Annotated in this window: 16 protein-coding genes; 6 read left to right on the top strand and 10 right to left on the bottom strand. The window is 69.7% G+C overall.

All coding sequences use genetic code 11. The annotated features are described in order from the left end of the window. Positions 1–16: 16 nt before the first annotated feature. Genes truB through pptH form a run of 3 tightly spaced genes read right to left on the bottom strand, consistent with a single transcriptional unit; the run spans position 17 to position 2546 of the window. Positions 17–898, bottom strand: a complete 882-nt coding sequence (gene truB, locus AC5Y5V_RS14990) for a tRNA pseudouridine(55) synthase TruB (protein WP_499936487.1) — start codon at positions 896–898, stop codon at positions 17–19. Continuing rightward, a complete protein-coding gene (pptT, locus tag AC5Y5V_RS14985) occupies positions 895–1575 on the bottom strand; it encodes a 4'-phosphopantetheinyl transferase PptT (RefSeq protein ID WP_499936484.1) in 681 nt (226 codons plus the stop codon). Before pptT ends, truB begins: the two co-directional genes overlap by 4 nt. After that, on the bottom strand, positions 1572–2546 hold the full coding sequence (gene pptH / locus AC5Y5V_RS14980) for an ACP phosphodiesterase PptH (RefSeq protein WP_499936482.1): 975 nt from the start codon (positions 2544–2546) through the stop codon (positions 1572–1574). The genes pptT and pptH overlap by 4 nt, the downstream gene beginning before the upstream one ends. A 111-nt stretch (positions 2547–2657) precedes the next feature. Here pptH and AC5Y5V_RS14975 point away from each other — a divergent pair, with 111 nt between their 5' ends. Next, a complete protein-coding gene (locus tag AC5Y5V_RS14975) occupies positions 2658–3221 on the top strand; it encodes a DUF3558 domain-containing protein (RefSeq protein WP_499936936.1) in 564 nt (187 codons plus the stop codon). 10 nt (positions 3222–3231) lie between these two features. After that, entirely contained in the window at positions 3232–4875 is a 1644-nt protein-coding gene (locus tag AC5Y5V_RS14970) for a CocE/NonD family hydrolase (RefSeq protein ID WP_499936932.1), read from the top strand. A gap of 23 nt (positions 4876–4898) precedes the next feature. On the opposite strand, the gene AC5Y5V_RS14965 is transcribed toward AC5Y5V_RS14970, so the two are convergent. After that, positions 4899–5444 (bottom strand): DUF1802 family protein, encoded by a 546-nt coding sequence (locus AC5Y5V_RS14965; RefSeq protein ID WP_499936480.1) that lies wholly within the window; start codon positions 5442–5444, stop codon positions 4899–4901. Beyond that, positions 5441–5689, bottom strand: coding sequence for a DUF2277 domain-containing protein (locus AC5Y5V_RS14960; RefSeq protein WP_499936477.1), 249 nt, complete (start codon positions 5687–5689; stop codon positions 5441–5443). The genes AC5Y5V_RS14965 and AC5Y5V_RS14960 overlap by 4 nt, the downstream gene beginning before the upstream one ends. Before the next feature lie 138 nt (positions 5690–5827). Between AC5Y5V_RS14960 and AC5Y5V_RS14955 the strand changes: the two genes are divergently transcribed. The 3 genes from AC5Y5V_RS14955 to AC5Y5V_RS14945 are packed head-to-tail and all read left to right on the top strand — an operon-like array spanning position 5828 to position 8971. Beyond that, on the top strand, positions 5828–6577 hold the full coding sequence (locus AC5Y5V_RS14955) for an enoyl-CoA hydratase (RefSeq protein ID WP_499936475.1): 750 nt from the start codon (positions 5828–5830) through the stop codon (positions 6575–6577). 6 nt (positions 6578–6583) lie between these two features. Next, entirely contained in the window at positions 6584–7747 is a 1164-nt protein-coding gene (locus AC5Y5V_RS14950) for a DUF4245 family protein (protein ID WP_499936472.1), read from the top strand. A 42-nt stretch (positions 7748–7789) separates the two neighbouring features. After that, positions 7790–8971 (top strand): RtcB family protein, encoded by a 1182-nt coding sequence (locus tag AC5Y5V_RS14945; RefSeq protein WP_499936467.1) that lies wholly within the window; start codon positions 7790–7792, stop codon positions 8969–8971. A gap of 22 nt (positions 8972–8993) precedes the next feature. Here AC5Y5V_RS14945 and AC5Y5V_RS14940 read toward each other — a convergent pair whose 3' ends face one another. The 5 genes from AC5Y5V_RS14940 to AC5Y5V_RS14920 form a co-directional block, all read right to left on the bottom strand. Further along, on the bottom strand, positions 8994–10295 hold the full coding sequence (locus AC5Y5V_RS14940) for an MATE family efflux transporter (RefSeq protein ID WP_499936463.1): 1302 nt from the start codon (positions 10293–10295) through the stop codon (positions 8994–8996). Next, positions 10288–11295: a DHH family phosphoesterase gene (locus AC5Y5V_RS14935; RefSeq protein WP_499936461.1), complete on the bottom strand. Its 1008-nt coding sequence runs from the start codon at positions 11293–11295 to the stop codon at positions 10288–10290. The genes AC5Y5V_RS14940 and AC5Y5V_RS14935 overlap by 8 nt, the downstream gene beginning before the upstream one ends. Then, positions 11270–11758 carry a 30S ribosome-binding factor RbfA gene (gene rbfA / locus AC5Y5V_RS14930; protein WP_499936459.1) on the bottom strand — a complete coding sequence of 163 codons (489 nt, stop codon included), beginning with the start codon at positions 11756–11758 and terminating at the stop codon, positions 11270–11272. The genes AC5Y5V_RS14935 and rbfA overlap by 26 nt, the downstream gene beginning before the upstream one ends. After that, entirely contained in the window at positions 11758–14607 is a 2850-nt protein-coding gene (gene infB / locus AC5Y5V_RS14925) for a translation initiation factor IF-2 (protein WP_499936455.1), read from the bottom strand. The genes rbfA and infB overlap by 1 nt, the downstream gene beginning before the upstream one ends. Before the next feature lie 99 nt (positions 14608–14706). Continuing rightward, positions 14707–14940 (bottom strand): YlxR family protein, encoded by a 234-nt coding sequence (locus tag AC5Y5V_RS14920; RefSeq protein WP_499936452.1) that lies wholly within the window; start codon positions 14938–14940, stop codon positions 14707–14709. A gap of 341 nt (positions 14941–15281) precedes the next feature. Here AC5Y5V_RS14920 and AC5Y5V_RS14915 point away from each other — a divergent pair, with 341 nt between their 5' ends. After that, positions 15282–15773, top strand: a complete 492-nt coding sequence (locus tag AC5Y5V_RS14915) for an alpha/beta fold hydrolase (RefSeq protein WP_499936450.1) — start codon at positions 15282–15284, stop codon at positions 15771–15773. Positions 15774–15817: the final 44 nt, after the last annotated feature.

Genomic DNA, 15817 nt, shown 5'->3' with positions numbered 1-15817 from the left:
TGGCTTCGAGTGTGCACTACAGCGTCGCGGGGCGGATCACCACCACCGGCTTGGTCCGCGGGCCGTCGTCGCGCAACAGCGCGACCACGCGGCCGTCGGGATCACAGGCGGCATAGACGCCGTCGACGCCCGCGGCCGCAAGCGGCCGGCCATGACCGGTCCCCTCGGCTTCGGCGGCCGTCAGGTCACGGCGCGGGAACATCAGCAGGCAGGCCTCGTCGAGGGTCAGGCTGAGCCTGGGCCGCTCGGCCAGCTCGTCCAGCGTCGACGCCTGGTCCAGCGTGAATCGCCCGACGCGGGTGCGCCGCAGCGACGTGAGGTGCCCGCCCACGCCCAGCGCCTCGCCGAGGTCGCGGGCCAGCGCCCGGATGTAGGTTCCCGACGAGCAGTCGACCTCGACGTCGAAGTCGACGAGCCGATCGTGAGCCCGCACCGCCAACAGCTCGAAGCGGTCGATGCGCACCGGCCGCGGTTGAAGTTCGACGCTATGCCCCTCGCGGACCAGCCGATACGCGCGCTTGCCGTCGACCTTGATCGCACTGACCGCCGACGGCACCTGCTTGATGTCACCGCGCAGCACGGCCATCGCCCGGACGATATCCTCGGTACTCACGTCTTCGGCCGAAACCGATTGCAGCAGCTCGCCTTCGGCGTCCTCGGTGGACGTGCGCTGACCCAGTCGGATGGTGGCGGCATACGACTTCGAGGTCGCCGTCAGCAGGCCGAGGATCTTGGTGGCACGCTGGACCCCGATGACCAGCACGCCCGTGGCCATCGGATCCAGCGTCCCCGCATGCCCCACCCGGCGGGTGGAGAAGATGCGACGACACCGGCCCACCACGTCGTGACTTGTCATGCCCGCCGGCTTGTCGACGATCACGATTCCCGGGTCGGTCATAGCACGATGGCGGTCAGCACCAGGTCGCGCTGCACCGACCAGCGTCCGGCCAGCGACGCGAGTGGCGGTCCGGACAGCGCCTCGGGATCGATCAGGATCCGCGACACGAAGCGGCCCGACGTCTCGGAGTCCGCCGAGAAGGTGATGTGGGCGTCCTCGAAACCCAGCCACCGCTTGGTCAGCGGAAACCAGGCCTTGTAGGTGGCCTCCTTGGCGCAGAACAGGATTCGGTCCCAATGCAGGCCGGGCGGCATCGCCCGCGGCAGCTCGACGCGCTCCTCGGGCAGGCTGATCGCGTCCAGCACGCCGTCGGGCAGCACGCCGTGCGGTTCGGCGTCGATACCCACCGAGCGCACCGCGGCGGTGCGCCCCACCACGGCCCCGCGATAGCCCGTGCAGTGCGTGAGGCTGCCCACCACGCCGTCGGGCCAGCACGGTTGTCCCTTGTCGCCCTTGAGGATCGGCACCGGTGGCAGGCCGAGCTCACTGAGCGCGATGCGCGCACAGTGCCGCGCGGTGATGAACTCGTTGCGCCGCTTGGCGACCGACTTGGCGATCAGCGGCTCCTCTTCGGGAAGCGGTTCGAGGCCAGGCGGGTCGGCGTACACCTCGGCGTACCCGAGGTCCGCGATCACCGTGCCGGGCAGCACGGCGGGCACCAGCATGCCGGCCGTCATCGAGACTGCCGCTGCCGCAACCGTTCCCGGAACTGTGCGGCCTGCGCCCGCATCTCGGGGGTGATTACGAAGTGACCGCCGAAGTCGTTGAGGTAACCGGGTGCGTACTGCGGATCCGGCAGCACCTGCCGCAGCCAGCTGTACGGCTTGCGCCGCCGCCACTCCCGCGGGTAGCCCACCGACACCTCCTCGAACCGGACATCGTCGTACCAGGTGGTGCGTGGAATGTGTAGGTGGCCGTAGACCGAACAGACGGCGTTGTACCGGGTGTGCCAGTCGGCGGTCTTGGTGGTTCCGCACCACAGCGAGAACTCCGGATAGAACAGGGCGTCGCAGGGGTCGCGCACCAGCGGGAAGTGGTTCACCAGCACGGTCGGCGTCATCCAGTCGAGTTCCTCGAGGCGTTTGCGGGTGGCAGCCAGCCGGTCCCGGCACCAGGCCTCGCGGGTGTGGTAGGGCTCCGACGAGAGCAGGAACTCGTCGGTGCACACCACGTTGCGCTCCTTGGCGATAGCCATGCCCTCGGCCTTGGTGGCGGCCCCGGCCGGCAAGAAGCTGTAGTCGTAGAGCAAAAACATCGGCACGATGGTGGCCGGGCCGCCGCGTTCGGTCCACACCGGGAACGGGTGCTCGGGCGTGACCACGCCCATCTCGTCGCACATATTGACCAGGTAGTCGTAGCGGTCGCGGCCGAAGATCTGCATGGGATCACGGGTGGTGGTCCACAGCTCGTGGTTGCCGGGCACCCAGATCACCTTGGCGAACCGCCGCCGCAGCAGGTCCAGCGCCCAGCGGATCTCGTCGGTGCGTTCGGCGACGTCACCGGCCACGATCAGCCAGTCGTCCGGCGACGACGGGTGCAGCGACTCGGTGACGGGCTTGTTGCCGGTGTGACCGGTGTGCAGGTCGGAGACCGCCCAAAGCGTGGGCTGGCCGCCGTGGGACTCCTGCCCTTGTTGTTGCCTGGTCACGATTAACCACCCTATCGACCCAAGTTCAGGTTTCGCTGTGACGGCCGGGAACCGACTTGTATAGTCCGGGCAAAAGGGCCGCCGAGCGCAGGGGGTGTCGTGTTAACCAGGATGCGGCTGATCGGAGCGCTCGGCGCTGTGGTGGCGGCGGTGATCGTGGGCTGGCAGAGCGCCCCGCCGGCGCCGATCGGCGGCGGGGCCGTCCAGTTGCGGTCGACCGCGCAACCCATGCAGACCACCCTGAAGAGCCCGATCGTGCCCACCACCGATCCCAGCCCGTTCGACCCGTGCAACGACCTTCCGATCGACGCGTTGCAGCGGCTGGGGCTGGCGTTCACGCCGCCCGAACGGGAGGACGGGCTGCGTTGCCACCTCGACGCGGGCAACTATCAGATGGCCATCGAACCCATCATCTGGCGCACCTACGAACAGACGTTGCCCGCTGACGCGCTGGAGACAACGATCGCGGGCCACCGCGCCGCCCAGTACTGGGTGGTGAAGCCGACTTACCACAACAGCTTCTGGTACTACTCCTGCATGGTCGTCTTCAAGACCAGCTACGGGGTGCTGCAGCAGGCGCTGTACTTCTCGACCGTCTACTCCAACCCCGAGCCAGACTGCATGCCGACCAACCTGCAGCGCGCCAACGACCTCGCCCCGCTGTACAAGTTCTAAGCCGTCCCTAATCTGGGCTTCGAGAGGCTTCGTGAGGCACACCCTGACCAGCCGGGCCGGCGACACCGCTCTGCGCGGCCTGTTGAAACTGCCGCCGGTGACCACCCGCTATACCGTGCGTCGCGTCGGCGTACCCATGCGCGACGGGATCCACCTGGTGGCCGACCATTACGCGCCGACGACATCGCGGCCCGTCGGGACCCTGCTGGCCCGGTGCCCCTACGGCCGCGGGTTTCCGTTCTCGCTGGCGTTCGCCCGGCTGTACGCCGCGCGTGGCTACCACGTGGTGCTGCAGAGCGTGCGCGGGACGTTCGGGTCGGGCGGGGCGTTCGAGCCGATGGTCAACGAGGTCGCCGACGGCGCCGACACGGTCGAGTGGCTGCGTGCGCAGCCCTGGTTCACCGGCCGGTTCGCCACGATCGGGCTGTCCTACCTGGGGTTCACCCAGTGGGCGCTGCTGGCGGACCCGCCGCCGGAATTGGCCGCGGCGGTAATCGTCGTGGGGCCGCACGACTTCCGGGACTCGGTGTGGGGCACCGGTTCGTTTGCGATCAACGACTTCCTGGGTTGGAGCGACATGGTCGCCCGTCAGGAGGATCCCAACCGCGTCAGGGTCGGGATCCGCCAGCTGACCGCGCCGCGCACCCTGGCGCGGACGCTGCGCGAGTTGCCCGTCGGCACGTCGACCCGGACCTTGCTCGGCGCGGGTGCGCCCTGGTTCGAATCGTGGATCCAAACCGCCGAGGAGGATCCGTTCTGGGATCGGCTGCGTCTACCCGCCGCGCTGGACCGGGTGCAGGCGCCGGTGCTGCTGCTGAGCGGCTGGCAGGACCTCTTCGTGCGCCAGAGCCTGCACCAGTACCGGCATCTGCGCGACCGGGGCGTGGACGTCGCGCTGACGGTCGGACCGTGGACGCATACCCAGATGCTGACGAAGGGGCTGTCCACCGTGGCCCGCGAATCGCTGGACTGGCTCGACGCCCACGCCGGCGTCGCGGCGGGGGTCCAGCGCCCGAGCCCCGTGCGCGTCTTTGTGAACAACCGCGGCTGGCGCGACCTGTCCGACTGGCCCCCCGCCACCACCGACCGCGTGCTGTACCTGCGACCCGGCGGCCATCTGGACGACACCCCGCCCGAATCCGGGTCCGCGCCCGCGACATTCCGCTATGACCCCGCGGACCCCACACCGACCATTGGCGGTCCGATGCTCTCCCCGCGCGGCGGCTACCGCGACGACACCCGGCTCGCCGCACGCCCCGACGTGCTCGCCTTCACCAGCGCCACGCTGACCCAGGACCTGTACCTGCACGGCAACGCCGTCGTCGAGTTGGCGCATACCGCCGACAATCCGCATGTCGACCTGTTCGTCCGCGTGAGTGAGGTCGACGCCCGGGACCGGTCGCGCAACGTCACCGAGTGCTATCGGCGGCTGGATCCGCAATCGGAGATCGTCCGCCTGGAACTCGACCCCACCGCCCACCGCTTCCGCGCCGGTTCGCGCATCCGCGTCCTGGTGGCCGGCAGCTGGTTCCCCCGCTACGCCCGCAACCTGGGCACCGCCGAGCCGATGCTGACGGGCCGGCAGGTGCGGCCGGCCACGCATTCGGTGCACTTCGGGCGATCGCGGCTGGTGCTCCCGGTGGGGGCTGGCTAGCGCTGCCCCCGCCGACGCCCCCGCTAACCGACGGCGTTGCGTACCCGGGCGGTGACCTGGTCCAATGCGTCATCGCCGTGCACCGGCGCGGCCAGGCTCGGCTGCGCGGGGATTGCCACCCAGCTCTTGCAGCCGGCATACTCCGCCGTCCGCTCCAGCAGCACCGGCTCGACCAGCGGAATCGCCTGGACGACGAGCACGGCCAGCCTGTGCTTCGGCCGGAAGTCGAGCCGGTCGGCGCGCACCGAATCGGCGGTCCAGATGTGCAGGTCCTCGATGTCTCGCAGGCCTTCGGACCGGTTGACCGACAGCGCGGCGACAACTTTCGCGGCGGCCCGCAGCGTCAGCCGGTCCTCGCCGCTGTCCGCGGCCGCGGCGGCCAGCAGGTCGCGGTGCTCGGGCCGCACCCGCTCGGCGTGACTGTGCGCGACCGTCGGGAACAGCAGGAACTCCCGCGCCGACACCTCGAACCGCTTCTCCCCGATGCCGCCTTTGCGCAGCAGAACGGTCTGCCGGCCGTCGAGCAGTGCGTGCACGGCCGCACTCCACTCCTTGAGCGCCAGCGTCAACGCGCGGCCAGACGGCGCAGCGGCGGGACGGTCTTGGGCGGCTGGCGCCGCGCCGGCAGTGCCTGCAACAAGCGCGTCGTCGTCGCGGTGACCTCGGCAACGGCGGCCTCGAACGCCTCGGCGTTGGCGGCCGACGGGTGCGTGATGCCGCTGACCTTGCGCACGTACTGGCGCGCCGCGGCCGCAATCTCCTGGCCGCTGGCCGGCGGCTCGAGCCCACGCAGTTCGGTGATGTTCCGGCACATGATTTCCACGATAGGCGCGGGGTTCAATGCCCGAGTCTGCGCTCAGGGCACCGACCCTGCGCTGGTGGCGTGGAAATCGCGGCGACGGTGACCCTGGACGCAGGGTCGATGCGAAAACGGCGCGACTACGGTTGCCCTATGACCGACGACATCCTGCTGATCGAAACCACCGAACGGGTCCGCACGCTGACCCTGAACCGGCCGCAGTCCCGCAACGCGCTGTCCTCGGCGCTGCGTGACCGGTTCTTCGGGGCGCTGACCGACGCCGAGACCGACGACGGCGTCGACGTCGTCATCGTCACCGGGGCCGACCCGGTGTTCTGCGCGGGACTGGACCTCAAGGAACTCGGCGGGCAGACGGCGCTGCCGGACATCTCGCCGCGCTGGCCGGCGATGGCCAAGCCGGTGATCGGCGCGATCAACGGCGCCGCCGTCACCGGCGGGCTGGAGCTCGTCCTGTACTGCGACATCGTGATCGCCTCGGAGCATGCGCGCTTCGCCGACACCCACGCGCGGGTGGGCCTGCTACCCACGTGGGGGCTGAGCGTGCGGTTGCCGCAGAAGGTGGGCGTGGGCCTGGCCCGACGGATGAGCATGACCGGCGACTACCTGTCCGCCGCCGACGCGCTGCGGGCCGGACTGGTCACCGAGGTGGTGCCGCACGACCAGCTGCTGCCTACCGCGCGCCAGGTGGCGACCACGATCGTCGGCAACAACCAGGACGCGGTGCGCGCCCTGCTGGCGTCCTACCACCGCATCGACGAGACGCAGACCAGCGAGGGGCTGTGGTTGGAAGCCATGGCGGCCAGGCAATTCCGGACCAGCGGCGACGACATCGCGGCCAACCGTGAGGCCGTGCTGCAGCGCGGCCGCTCGCAGGTGCGCTAAAAACCCATGTCCGAGCTTGGCGCCCTGCTGGTGTTGCTACACGACGCTGACGACTCGTTTCGAACGGTGCAGGCGACCTATCGCCTCTGGCGCCATGACGAGCGCATGGGTGCCGCGTTTCGCGCAAACATCGAGGAACAGAAGCGGCGCGGGGCTTCGATCAGCAGTGTCAGCGCCGCCCGCGGAGGTGGTCCCGCGCCCCCCGAGACCGAAGAGACGCTGCGCATCTGGCGCGACGGCCACCGATCCCGCACGGAGCACCACGGTGGTCATCGGGACGGCGATTACGCCGTTGCTGACGGTCCACTGTGGTGGTTTTGGTCCAACAGCATGGGTGCCAGGAGCAATCAGGACGATCCCAGGATCGGCAGCAGCGTCGGGCAGGAACTGCAGTTCATGCTCAATCCCGCGCCGCTGCTTCGCTCGCTGCGCTTCCGCGTGGCGGGGAACTCCCAGGTCGCCGGCAGGGCCACCATCACGGCCCACGCCACGCCGCGCCCGGAGGATCCACGCAACGGGATGGCTCTCGAACTGCACGAACTCGGCGCCGGCGCCCACCGCTACGAACTCGACGTCGACCAGGAACGCGGAGCGCTGTTGGCCGTCACCGCGATCCGCGACGAGCAGCCCTTTTTCAAGATCACCACGCTCGCAATCCGCTTCGACGAGCCCATTCCCGCCGAGACGTTCCGGTTCGCGGCGCCGGAGGGCGAAGAAATCCAGCCCACGCCTTCGCGAGCGCGCCACGATCTGCAGCCCATCACGCTCACTCAAGCGCAGCAGCGCGCCCCGTTCACGGTTCTCATGCCGGACCGCGTGCCCGCCGATTGGCGGATGCACTGCATATTCGTGGAAGCCTCGCAGCGCCCACCGTCCCCGGCGATGGTCGCGCTGAGCTACCGCTCCGACGACGGACACCAGAACGTCTCGATCTCGCAGATGGCGGCGTCTGACCACCGCTACCAGAACTCGATCGATGCGGACTGGCAACAAGTGGTCCGCGATGGGAGTTCGGTGAGGGTCAGCCCGGCCGAATGGCCGCAGTCGCAGGCACATTTCGAACGCGACGGGACGTTCGTGATGCTGGTCTCCAACGACCTCAGTACCGACCAGTTGGCGACGATCGCCGCCCGCCTCAGGCCCGCACCGAGCAACGGCAGCATCGAATAATTCGGAAGCTTTCCCGGCGCTTCCGGGCCATCATTGGTAGCCATGAAGAAGATTGAGGGGCACAAGCTGCTCAACTTCGCCTCGCAGATCGACGACGGCACGATCGAACAGGCGAAGGACACCGCGTCGATGCCGTTCGTGCATCCGCACGTGGCGCTGATGCCCGACGCGCACGTCGGCAAGGGTTCCGCGGTGGGGACGGTGATCCCGACGATGGGTGCGGTGATCCCGGCCGCGGTGGGCGTGGACATCGGCTGCGGCATGATCGCCGCGCGCACCAAGTACGGCAAGGACGACATCGCCGGCCTGCCGCTTGCGGAGCTGCGCGCCTCCATCGAGGCGGCCATCCCGATGAGCAAGGGCGGCTACAACGACCGGGCGGACCGCTTCGGGTTCACCGCGCAGCGCATCGAATCGCTTGAGCAGCAGGCGGATTCGAACAACGTCGATCTGCGGCACTCGCCCAACTGGCGCCTGCAGCTGGGCACCCTCGGCGGTGGCAACCACTTCATCGAGCTGTGCCTCGACGACGACGACCGCGTCTGGATGTTCCTGCATTCGGGCAGCCGCGGCGTCGGCAACAAGATCGCCAACCGCCACATCAAGATCGCCCAGAAGCTGATGGCCCAGTTCTGGATCACGCTGCCGAACCCGGACCTGGCGTACCTGCCGCAGGGCACGCGCGAATTCACCGCCTACATCACGGAATTGAAGTGGGCGCAGGAATTCGCGCTGGCCAACCGCGCCGAGATGATGGACCGCTTCCGGCAGGTCCTCGCCCGGCACATGGACGACGACCCCGCCGACATCGAGGTCGACCGTGTGAACTGCCATCACAACTACACGACGGTGGAGCGCCACGGCGGCAAGGACGTCTGGATCACCCGCAAGGGCGCGATCAACGCCAACAAGGGTGTGCGCGCAGTCATCCCGGGCAGCATGGGCACACGCTCCTACATCGTCACCGGCCTGGGCAACAAGGCCGGGTTGTGCAGCGCGCCGCACGGCGCGGGCCGGCGCTTCTCCCGCACGGAGGCGCGCAAGCGGTTCAGCACCGACGACCTCGCGCGGGCGATGCACGGCATCGAGTACCGGCATGGCGCTGCGTGGATCGACGAGATCCCCGCGGCGTACAAGGACATCGATGCGGTGATGGAAGACGCGCGCGAGCTGGTCAGCGTCGACCACGAGCTGCGCCAGATCCTCAACGTCAAGGGCGAATGACGTCGGGTCAGGCCGCTGCAGGCTACGTCGCCCACCGCCCCGACAGCGTCCGCGAACCGCCGAAGACCAGCCGCAACACCACGAACGTGCTCAGCCCCGACCAGATGCCAGCCAGACCCCAGCCGTAGGCCAGCGACAGCCACACCAGCGGCAGGAAGCCGAGCAGCGCGCTGGCGATGGTCGCCGTCCGCAGGTAGGCGGCATCGCCCGCGCCCAGCAGCACCCCGTCGAGCGCGAAAACGATTCCCGCCAGCGGCAATTGGGCGACCATGAACCACCACGGCACGCCGATGGCGGCGAGCACCGACGGGTCGCCGGTGAAGAGCCGCGGCAGCCCGCCCGCGCCCAGTGCGAAGACCGCGGCCAGCAGCGTCGCCGCCACGAACGAGAACCCGGTCACCCGTCGCGCCACCGACTTCGCATGCCCGACCTCGGCGGCGCCCAGCGCGGCACCGACCAGCGCCTGGGCGGCGATGGCCAGCGAATCCAGGACCAACGCAAGGAAATTCCACAGCTGCAACACCACCTGGTGGGCGGCGACGGCGGCGGCGCCGAACCTCGCCGCGACCGCTGCCGCCGACACGAAGCAGGCCTGGAAGGCCAGCGTCCGCAGCGCCAGGTCGCGGCCCATCACCAGCTGGGCGCGCAGCACCACGCCGTCGGGCCGCAGCCGGGTCCGCTCGGCCGGCAGCGCGCCCAGAAACAACACGGCCGCCAGCCACTGACCGACCAGATTGGCCACCGCGGAACCCGACAACCCCCAGCGGGGCAACCCCAGCCAGCCGTACACCAGCAGCGGGCACAGCAGCGCGGACAGCCCGAAACCGGCGAGCACGTAGCGCAGCGGCCGGACCGTGTCCTGCACCCCGCGCATCCACCCGTTGCCGGCCAGCGAGACCAGGATCGCGGGCGTGCCCAGGATCGCGATCCGCAGCCACGGCAGCGCCGCGTGTGCGATCGCCGCACCGCCCGATCGGCCACCCGCGATCACCGCCACCAGCGGACCCGCCGTCGCCTCCACCGCGACGACGATCAGCCCGCCCAGACCCAGCGCCAGCCAGGTCGCCTGCACTCCCTCGGCGACCGCCGCCGCCCGGTCTGAGGCCCCGAAATGACGCGCCGATCGCGCCGTGGTGCCATACGACAGGAAGTTCAGCTGGGAGCCCAGCATGCCGAGCACGAGGCTGCCGATCGCCAGACCCGCCAGCGACAGCGCACCCAGCCGACCGACCACCGCGGTGTCGAACAACAGGTACAGCGGCTCGGCGGCCAACACACCCAGCGCCGGCAGCGCCAGCGCCGCGATCCGGCCCGCTTCAGCCAAGCGCGGCGCGCAGGGATGCGACGACGTCGTCGATCGGCCCGGCGGACGAGTAGCCGGCGGCCAGCCGGTGCCCACCGCCGCCGAACCCGGACGCGACGGCGGCCAGGTCTACGGCGCTCTTGGCCCGCATCGACACCGACCACTGTTGCGGGTCAACCTCTTTGAACACCGCGGCCACCTCGGCCTGTTGCGTGGTGCGCACGATGTCGACGATGCTCTCGACTTCCTCGGGCCGCGCGTTGACCCACTCCTGATGGTCGACGACCGCATACACGAGACCCCGCCCCGCCACCGCGTCGGGCAGCAGCTGCGCGGAACCCAGGACCCGCGACAGCATCGGCAACCACCCGAACGGATGGCTGTCCATGACCGTCCGGCTGATCGCGGCGTTGTCCACGCCGAGGTCGACCAGCCTCGCCGCCAGCCGCAGGGCGCGCGCGCTGGCCCAGCGGAACGAGCCGGTGTCCGTCGTCAAGCCGGCGTAGATGCAGTGCGCCACATCGGGTTCGATTGGCTTCTCCCAGGCGTCGAGCAGCTCGGCGATCATCATCGTGGTCGAATCCGCGGATAGATCAACGAAATTCGCGGTGCCGAACAAGTCGTTGGAGGCGTGGTGGTCGATGACCAGCAGGGGCTTGTCCTCGACGAGATCGCCCAGCCGGCCCAGTCGATGCACGCTCGGGACGTCGACGGTCACCATCAGATCCGCGTCCGGACGCAACTCCTCGGGTGTGACCAGCAGGTGACAGCCGGGCAGCGACCGCAGCGACTCCGGCAGCGTCGCCGGTGCGGCGAAGCTGACCTCGACCCGCGTGCCGCACTTGTCCAGCACCAGGGCCAGGGCCAGCCCGGCGCCGATGGTGTCCGCGTCGGGGTGGACGTGGCAGATCACCGCGACGGCCTGCGCGGCCGCCAGCAACTCAACGGCGCCCAGGGCGTCGACACGTGTCCCCGCGACCGGGACACTCGCCAGTTCAGTGTTCGGATCGATCGCCGTCACCGGTGTCCTCGGGATCGGCTAACGGTTCTGATGCCGCCGTCGCACGATACGGATCGGCCTCCCCCGCCGGCTTCGCCCCCACCCGAACCCGCGCCAAATCGGCGTCCGCCGCACGGGCACGGGCCAACAGCTCCTCCATCCGGTGCACGTTGTCCGACGTTGTGTCCCGCTCGAAGGTCAGGGTAGGCGTGAAGCGCACACCCGTGCCCGCCCCGACCTTGGTGCGCAGAGCACCTCGGGCCCGCTCCAGCGCGGCCGCGGCCCCGTCCAGGTCCGGCTCGTCGTCCAGCGAGGGGCCCATCACGGTGTAGTAGACCGTCGCGTCGTGCAGGTCGGCGGTGACCTTCGCGTCCACGATGGTCACCCCGACCAGGCCCGGATCCTTGATCTCGAACTCGATCGCCGACGCGACGATCGTGCAGATCCGTTTGGCCAACCGACGCGCGCGGGCGGGGTCGGCCATCAGGTGCGTTCTTTCTGGACCAACTCGTAGGACTCGATGACGTCGCCTTCCTTGATGTCCGAGTAGCCCAGCGTCATACCGCATTCGAAGCCCTCGCGGACCTCGGTCACGTCGTCCTTCTCCCGTCGCAGCGAGGTGACCGACAGGTTCTCGGTGACCACGATGTTGTCCCGCAGCAGCCGCGCCTTCGCGTTGCGGCGCACCACGCCCGACGTGATCATGCAGCCGGCGATGAGGCCCACCTTCGAGGACCGGAACAGCGCCCGGATCTCGGCGCGGCCGAGCTGGTTCTCCTCGTAGATCGGCTTGAGCATGCCGCGCAGGGCCTTCTCGATCTCGTCGATCGCCTGGTAGATGACCGAGTAGTAGCGGATCTCGACGCCCTCGCGGTTGGCCAGCTCGGTCGCCTTACCCTCGGCCCGCACGTTGAAGCCGATGATGATCGCGTCCGACGCCGACGCCAGGTTGACGTTGGTCTCGGTGATGCCACCGACACCGCGGTCGATGACGCGCAGCGCCACCTCGTCGTCGACCTCGATTCCCATCAGGGCCTCTTCCAGCGCCTCGACGGTACCGGCGTTGTCGCCCTTGAGGATCAGGTTCAGCTGGCTGGTTTCCTTCAGCGCCGAGTCCAGGTCCTCCAGGCTGATCCGCTTGCGGGACCGCGCGGCCAGTGCGTTGCGCTTACGGGCGCTGCGCCGGTCGGCGATCTGGCGGGCGATGCGGTCCTCGTCGACGACCAGGAAGTTGTCACCCGCGCCGGGCACCGACGTGAAGCCGATGACCTGCACCGGGCGCGACGGCAGCGCCGCCTCGATGTCCTCGCCGTGTTCGTCGACCATCCGGCGGACGCGGCCGTACGCGTCGCCGGCGACCACCGAGTCGCCGACGCGCAGCGTGCCGCGCTGAATCAGCACCGTCGCCACCGGGCCGCGGCCGCGGTCCAGGTGCGCCTCGATCGCCACACCCTGGGCCTCCATGTCGGGGTTGGCCCGCAGATCCAGCGCCGCGTCCGCGGTCAGCACGACCGCCTCGAGCAGTGCCTCGATGTTGGTGCCCTGCTTGGCCGAGATGTCGACGAACATCGTGTCGCCACCGAAATCCTCTGCCACCAAACCATATTCGGTGAGCTGGCCGCGGATCTTGGCCGGGTCGGCGCCCTCCTTGTCGATCTTGTTCACCGCGACCACGATCGGCACGTCGGCGGCCTGCGCGTGGTTGATGGCCTCCACCGTCTGGGGCATCACGCCGTCGTCGGCGGCCACCACCAGCACGGCGATGTCGGTGGCCTTGGCGCCGCGGGCACGCATGGCGGTGAACGCCTCGTGACCCGGGGTGTCGATGAAGGTGATCAGCCGCTCGTTGCCGTCGAGGTCGACCCCGACCTGGTAGGCGCCGATGTGCTGGGTGATGCCGCCGGCCTCGGCCTCGCGGACGTTGGCCTTACGGATGGTGTCCAGCAGTCGGGTCTTACCGTGGTCGACGTGACCCATCACGGTCACCACCGGCGGACGCTGCTCGAGGTCCTCCTCGCCGCCTTCGTCCTCGCCGTAGGTCAGGTCGAAGGATTCCAGCAGCTCGCGGTCCTCGTCCTCAGGGCTGACGACCTGCACGACGTAGTTCATCTCGCTGCCCAGCAGCTCGAGCGTCTCGTCGCCCACCGACTGCGTCGCGGTGACCATCTCGCCGAGGTTGAACAGCGCCTGCACCAGCGCGGCCGGGTTGGCGTTGATCTTGTCGGCGAAGTCCGACAGCGATGCGCCGCGGGCCAGCCGGATGGTCTCGCCGTTGCCGTGCGGCAACCGCACGCCACCTACGACCGGCGCCTGCATGTTCTCGTACTCGGCGCGCTTTGCCCGCTTCGACTTGCGGCCGCGCCGGGGCGCACCGCCGGGACGACCGAACGCACCGGCCGCACCGCCGCGCTGGCCGGGACGGCCGCCGCCGCCACCGGGACCGCCGCCACCGGGACCGCCACCGCCGGGACGGCCTCGAAAGCCTCCGGCGCCGCCGCCGGGTCCGGCGCCTACGCCGCCGCCGCGGTAGTTACCGCCACCACCGTCGGTGCGACCGCCGCCGGGCCCACCGGGCCGACCGCCGCCGGGCCTCGGGGCGCCGGTCCGCGCCGGACGAGCGCCGGGTCCACCGGCGCCACCGGGCCGCGGTGGCATGCTGCCGGGCGAAGCGCCACCCGGTCGCGGTGCGCCCGGCCGGGGCGCCCCGGGCCGCGGCGCTTGCGGGTGCGGACGCGGGATGGGCCGGTCGACGGGCTGCGCCGACGAGAACGGGTTGTTGCCGACGCGCGGAGGACGCGCACCCGGCTTGGGCGCCGGGCCGGGACGCGCGCCGGGCGCGGTGCCCGGATGGGGTCCCGGGCTCGACGGCTGGGCGGGCGCCACGGGGGGCGCCGGGGCGGCGGGGGTCGGTGCACCGGGGCGTGGACCCGGCGCCGGCCGCGCAGGCGCCTCGGTGGCCGCCGACGAAGCGGCCGGCGCTGCCGAGGCCTGGACCTGGGGCTGGGCTTGGGCCGCCGGGGCCGCCGGGGCCGTGCCCGCTGCCGGCTTGGCGACCGCCTCACCGTTGCCTACAGCCTTGTCGAGCGCCTGGTCCAGCGCCCGGTCGACGGGCTTCGCGGGACCTCTGGCTACATCCGGAGCCTTGGCCGGGCCCTTGTCGGGCGCGGGCTTGCTGCCTCCGAACGACTCCCGCAGCCGGCGCGCGACGGGTGCCTCCACCGTCGAGGATGCGGATTTGACGAATTCGCCCTGTTCATTCAACCGGGCGAGGACTTCCTTACTGGTGACACCGAGTTCCTTTGCCAACTCGTGTACGCGGGCCTTACCTGCCACTACATCTCCTGTCTATGAGGCGACAGTTCGTGGGCCGCGCCTCGGGGGTTAGCTATGACGCATTGTCATCGGGACTTCACGGTGTGCTCATGTTCTTTGCTACCTGTTCTGTTGCCCAGGTGGTCGGGGCGCGTCCAGTTGCTCGACGTGCTCGACCACCACGGATGTGTCCGGTGAACCGGCGATGCGCAGCGCTTTGCTGAAAGCCCGCCGCCTTATCGCCTGTTGCAGGCACTGCGGTACGGGATGCAGCCATGCACCCCGCCCCGGCAGGCTACTCGCTGCATCAACGATCACGGCGTATTCGCCGTTCCCGGTCGATGCAGCAACCACTCGAAGCAATTCGACGGCCAGCTCTCGCTTTCGGCACCCGACACACGTCCGCACTGGTCCATCTGTGTGTCTGTGCGCCCGTCTAGCCTCGGGGGCCGAACGCTCGCGCTGGATCACGGCTCAGTCTAGCGTCACTGGACCGGTGGTCAGAATCGCCCGCTTCAACCGATCCGTTGGTGTCATTCTTAGCCTGATGTCCGACGCGAGGCATGTCGTTCTGATCCATGGCAATTGGGGCCGCGACGACCTCTCTTGTTCCACCCGGACGGCTTTCGCGGAGCGCGTTATACGGTGCACAACCCGACGCCGCGACATCATGATCTGCCCCTGTGGAGAGGCCGATGAAGATCGCGACGATGAGCTTCCGCGACTACACCGATGACCTCGCCGCGCTCGCCGACTCGCGGGGCTCGCCGCCGCTTCTGTTCGGCTTGTCGCTGGGCGGGCTGCTGGCGCAGCTCGTGGCCGCACGCACCCGGCACGCCAGCGTTGTCGCCGCCTGCCCGTCACCTACGCGCGGCGCTTTCTACAGCCGCGCACCCCGGGGCAAACCGCGATATCCCCCGACGCGGGAGCGGTATCGGCGGCGGATAGCCAACGCCCAGACCGATGAGACCGCCCGCGAAGTCTTCAGCGGCTGGGTCTGCGAATCAAGCCGCGTGCCGCCGCAGTTCGCCCGCAGGACGGCTGCCCGGTATCAACAGGGGAGCTATGTCGAGATACCTCGTGCCGACCACCTCGTCTTCTCCGGCGCCGCGCTGCCCGTGACCATGGAGCGAACGACGAGTGGATCGCTCAGAATCGCGTGCTCGCCATCGCGTAGGCAGGCATGAAGCCTATTCCCCGCGCATCAGCCAGCACGCCATCTCAGAAGGGC

It is taken from the genome of Mycobacterium sp. NGS68, from assembly GCF_059812195.1.
Note: the sequence above shows the minus strand (reverse complement) of the source record. Positions and strands in the feature narration are given on the sequence as shown.

Coding starts and splice junctions, on each gene's coding strand:
- rbfA (WP_499936459.1), bottom strand. CDS start 11,758: ATGGCCGACCCCGCCCGCGCGCGTCGGTTGGCCAAACGGATCTGCACG.
- AC5Y5V_RS14955 (WP_499936475.1), top strand. CDS start 5,828: ATGACCGACGACATCCTGCTGATCGAAACCACCGAACGGGTCCGCACG.
- AC5Y5V_RS14915 (WP_499936450.1), top strand. CDS start 15,282: ATGAAGATCGCGACGATGAGCTTCCGCGACTACACCGATGACCTCGCC.
- AC5Y5V_RS14945 (WP_499936467.1), top strand. CDS start 7,790: ATGAAGAAGATTGAGGGGCACAAGCTGCTCAACTTCGCCTCGCAGATC.
- pptT (WP_499936484.1), bottom strand. CDS start 1,575: ATGACGGCCGGCATGCTGGTGCCCGCCGTGCTGCCCGGCACGGTGATC.
- AC5Y5V_RS14960 (WP_499936477.1), bottom strand. CDS start 5,689: ATGTGCCGGAACATCACCGAACTGCGTGGGCTCGAGCCGCCGGCCAGC.
- truB (WP_499936487.1), bottom strand. CDS start 898: ATGACCGACCCGGGAATCGTGATCGTCGACAAGCCGGCGGGCATGACA.
- AC5Y5V_RS14950 (WP_499936472.1), top strand. CDS start 6,584: ATGTCCGAGCTTGGCGCCCTGCTGGTGTTGCTACACGACGCTGACGAC.
- AC5Y5V_RS14975 (WP_499936936.1), top strand. CDS start 2,658: ATGCGGCTGATCGGAGCGCTCGGCGCTGTGGTGGCGGCGGTGATCGTG.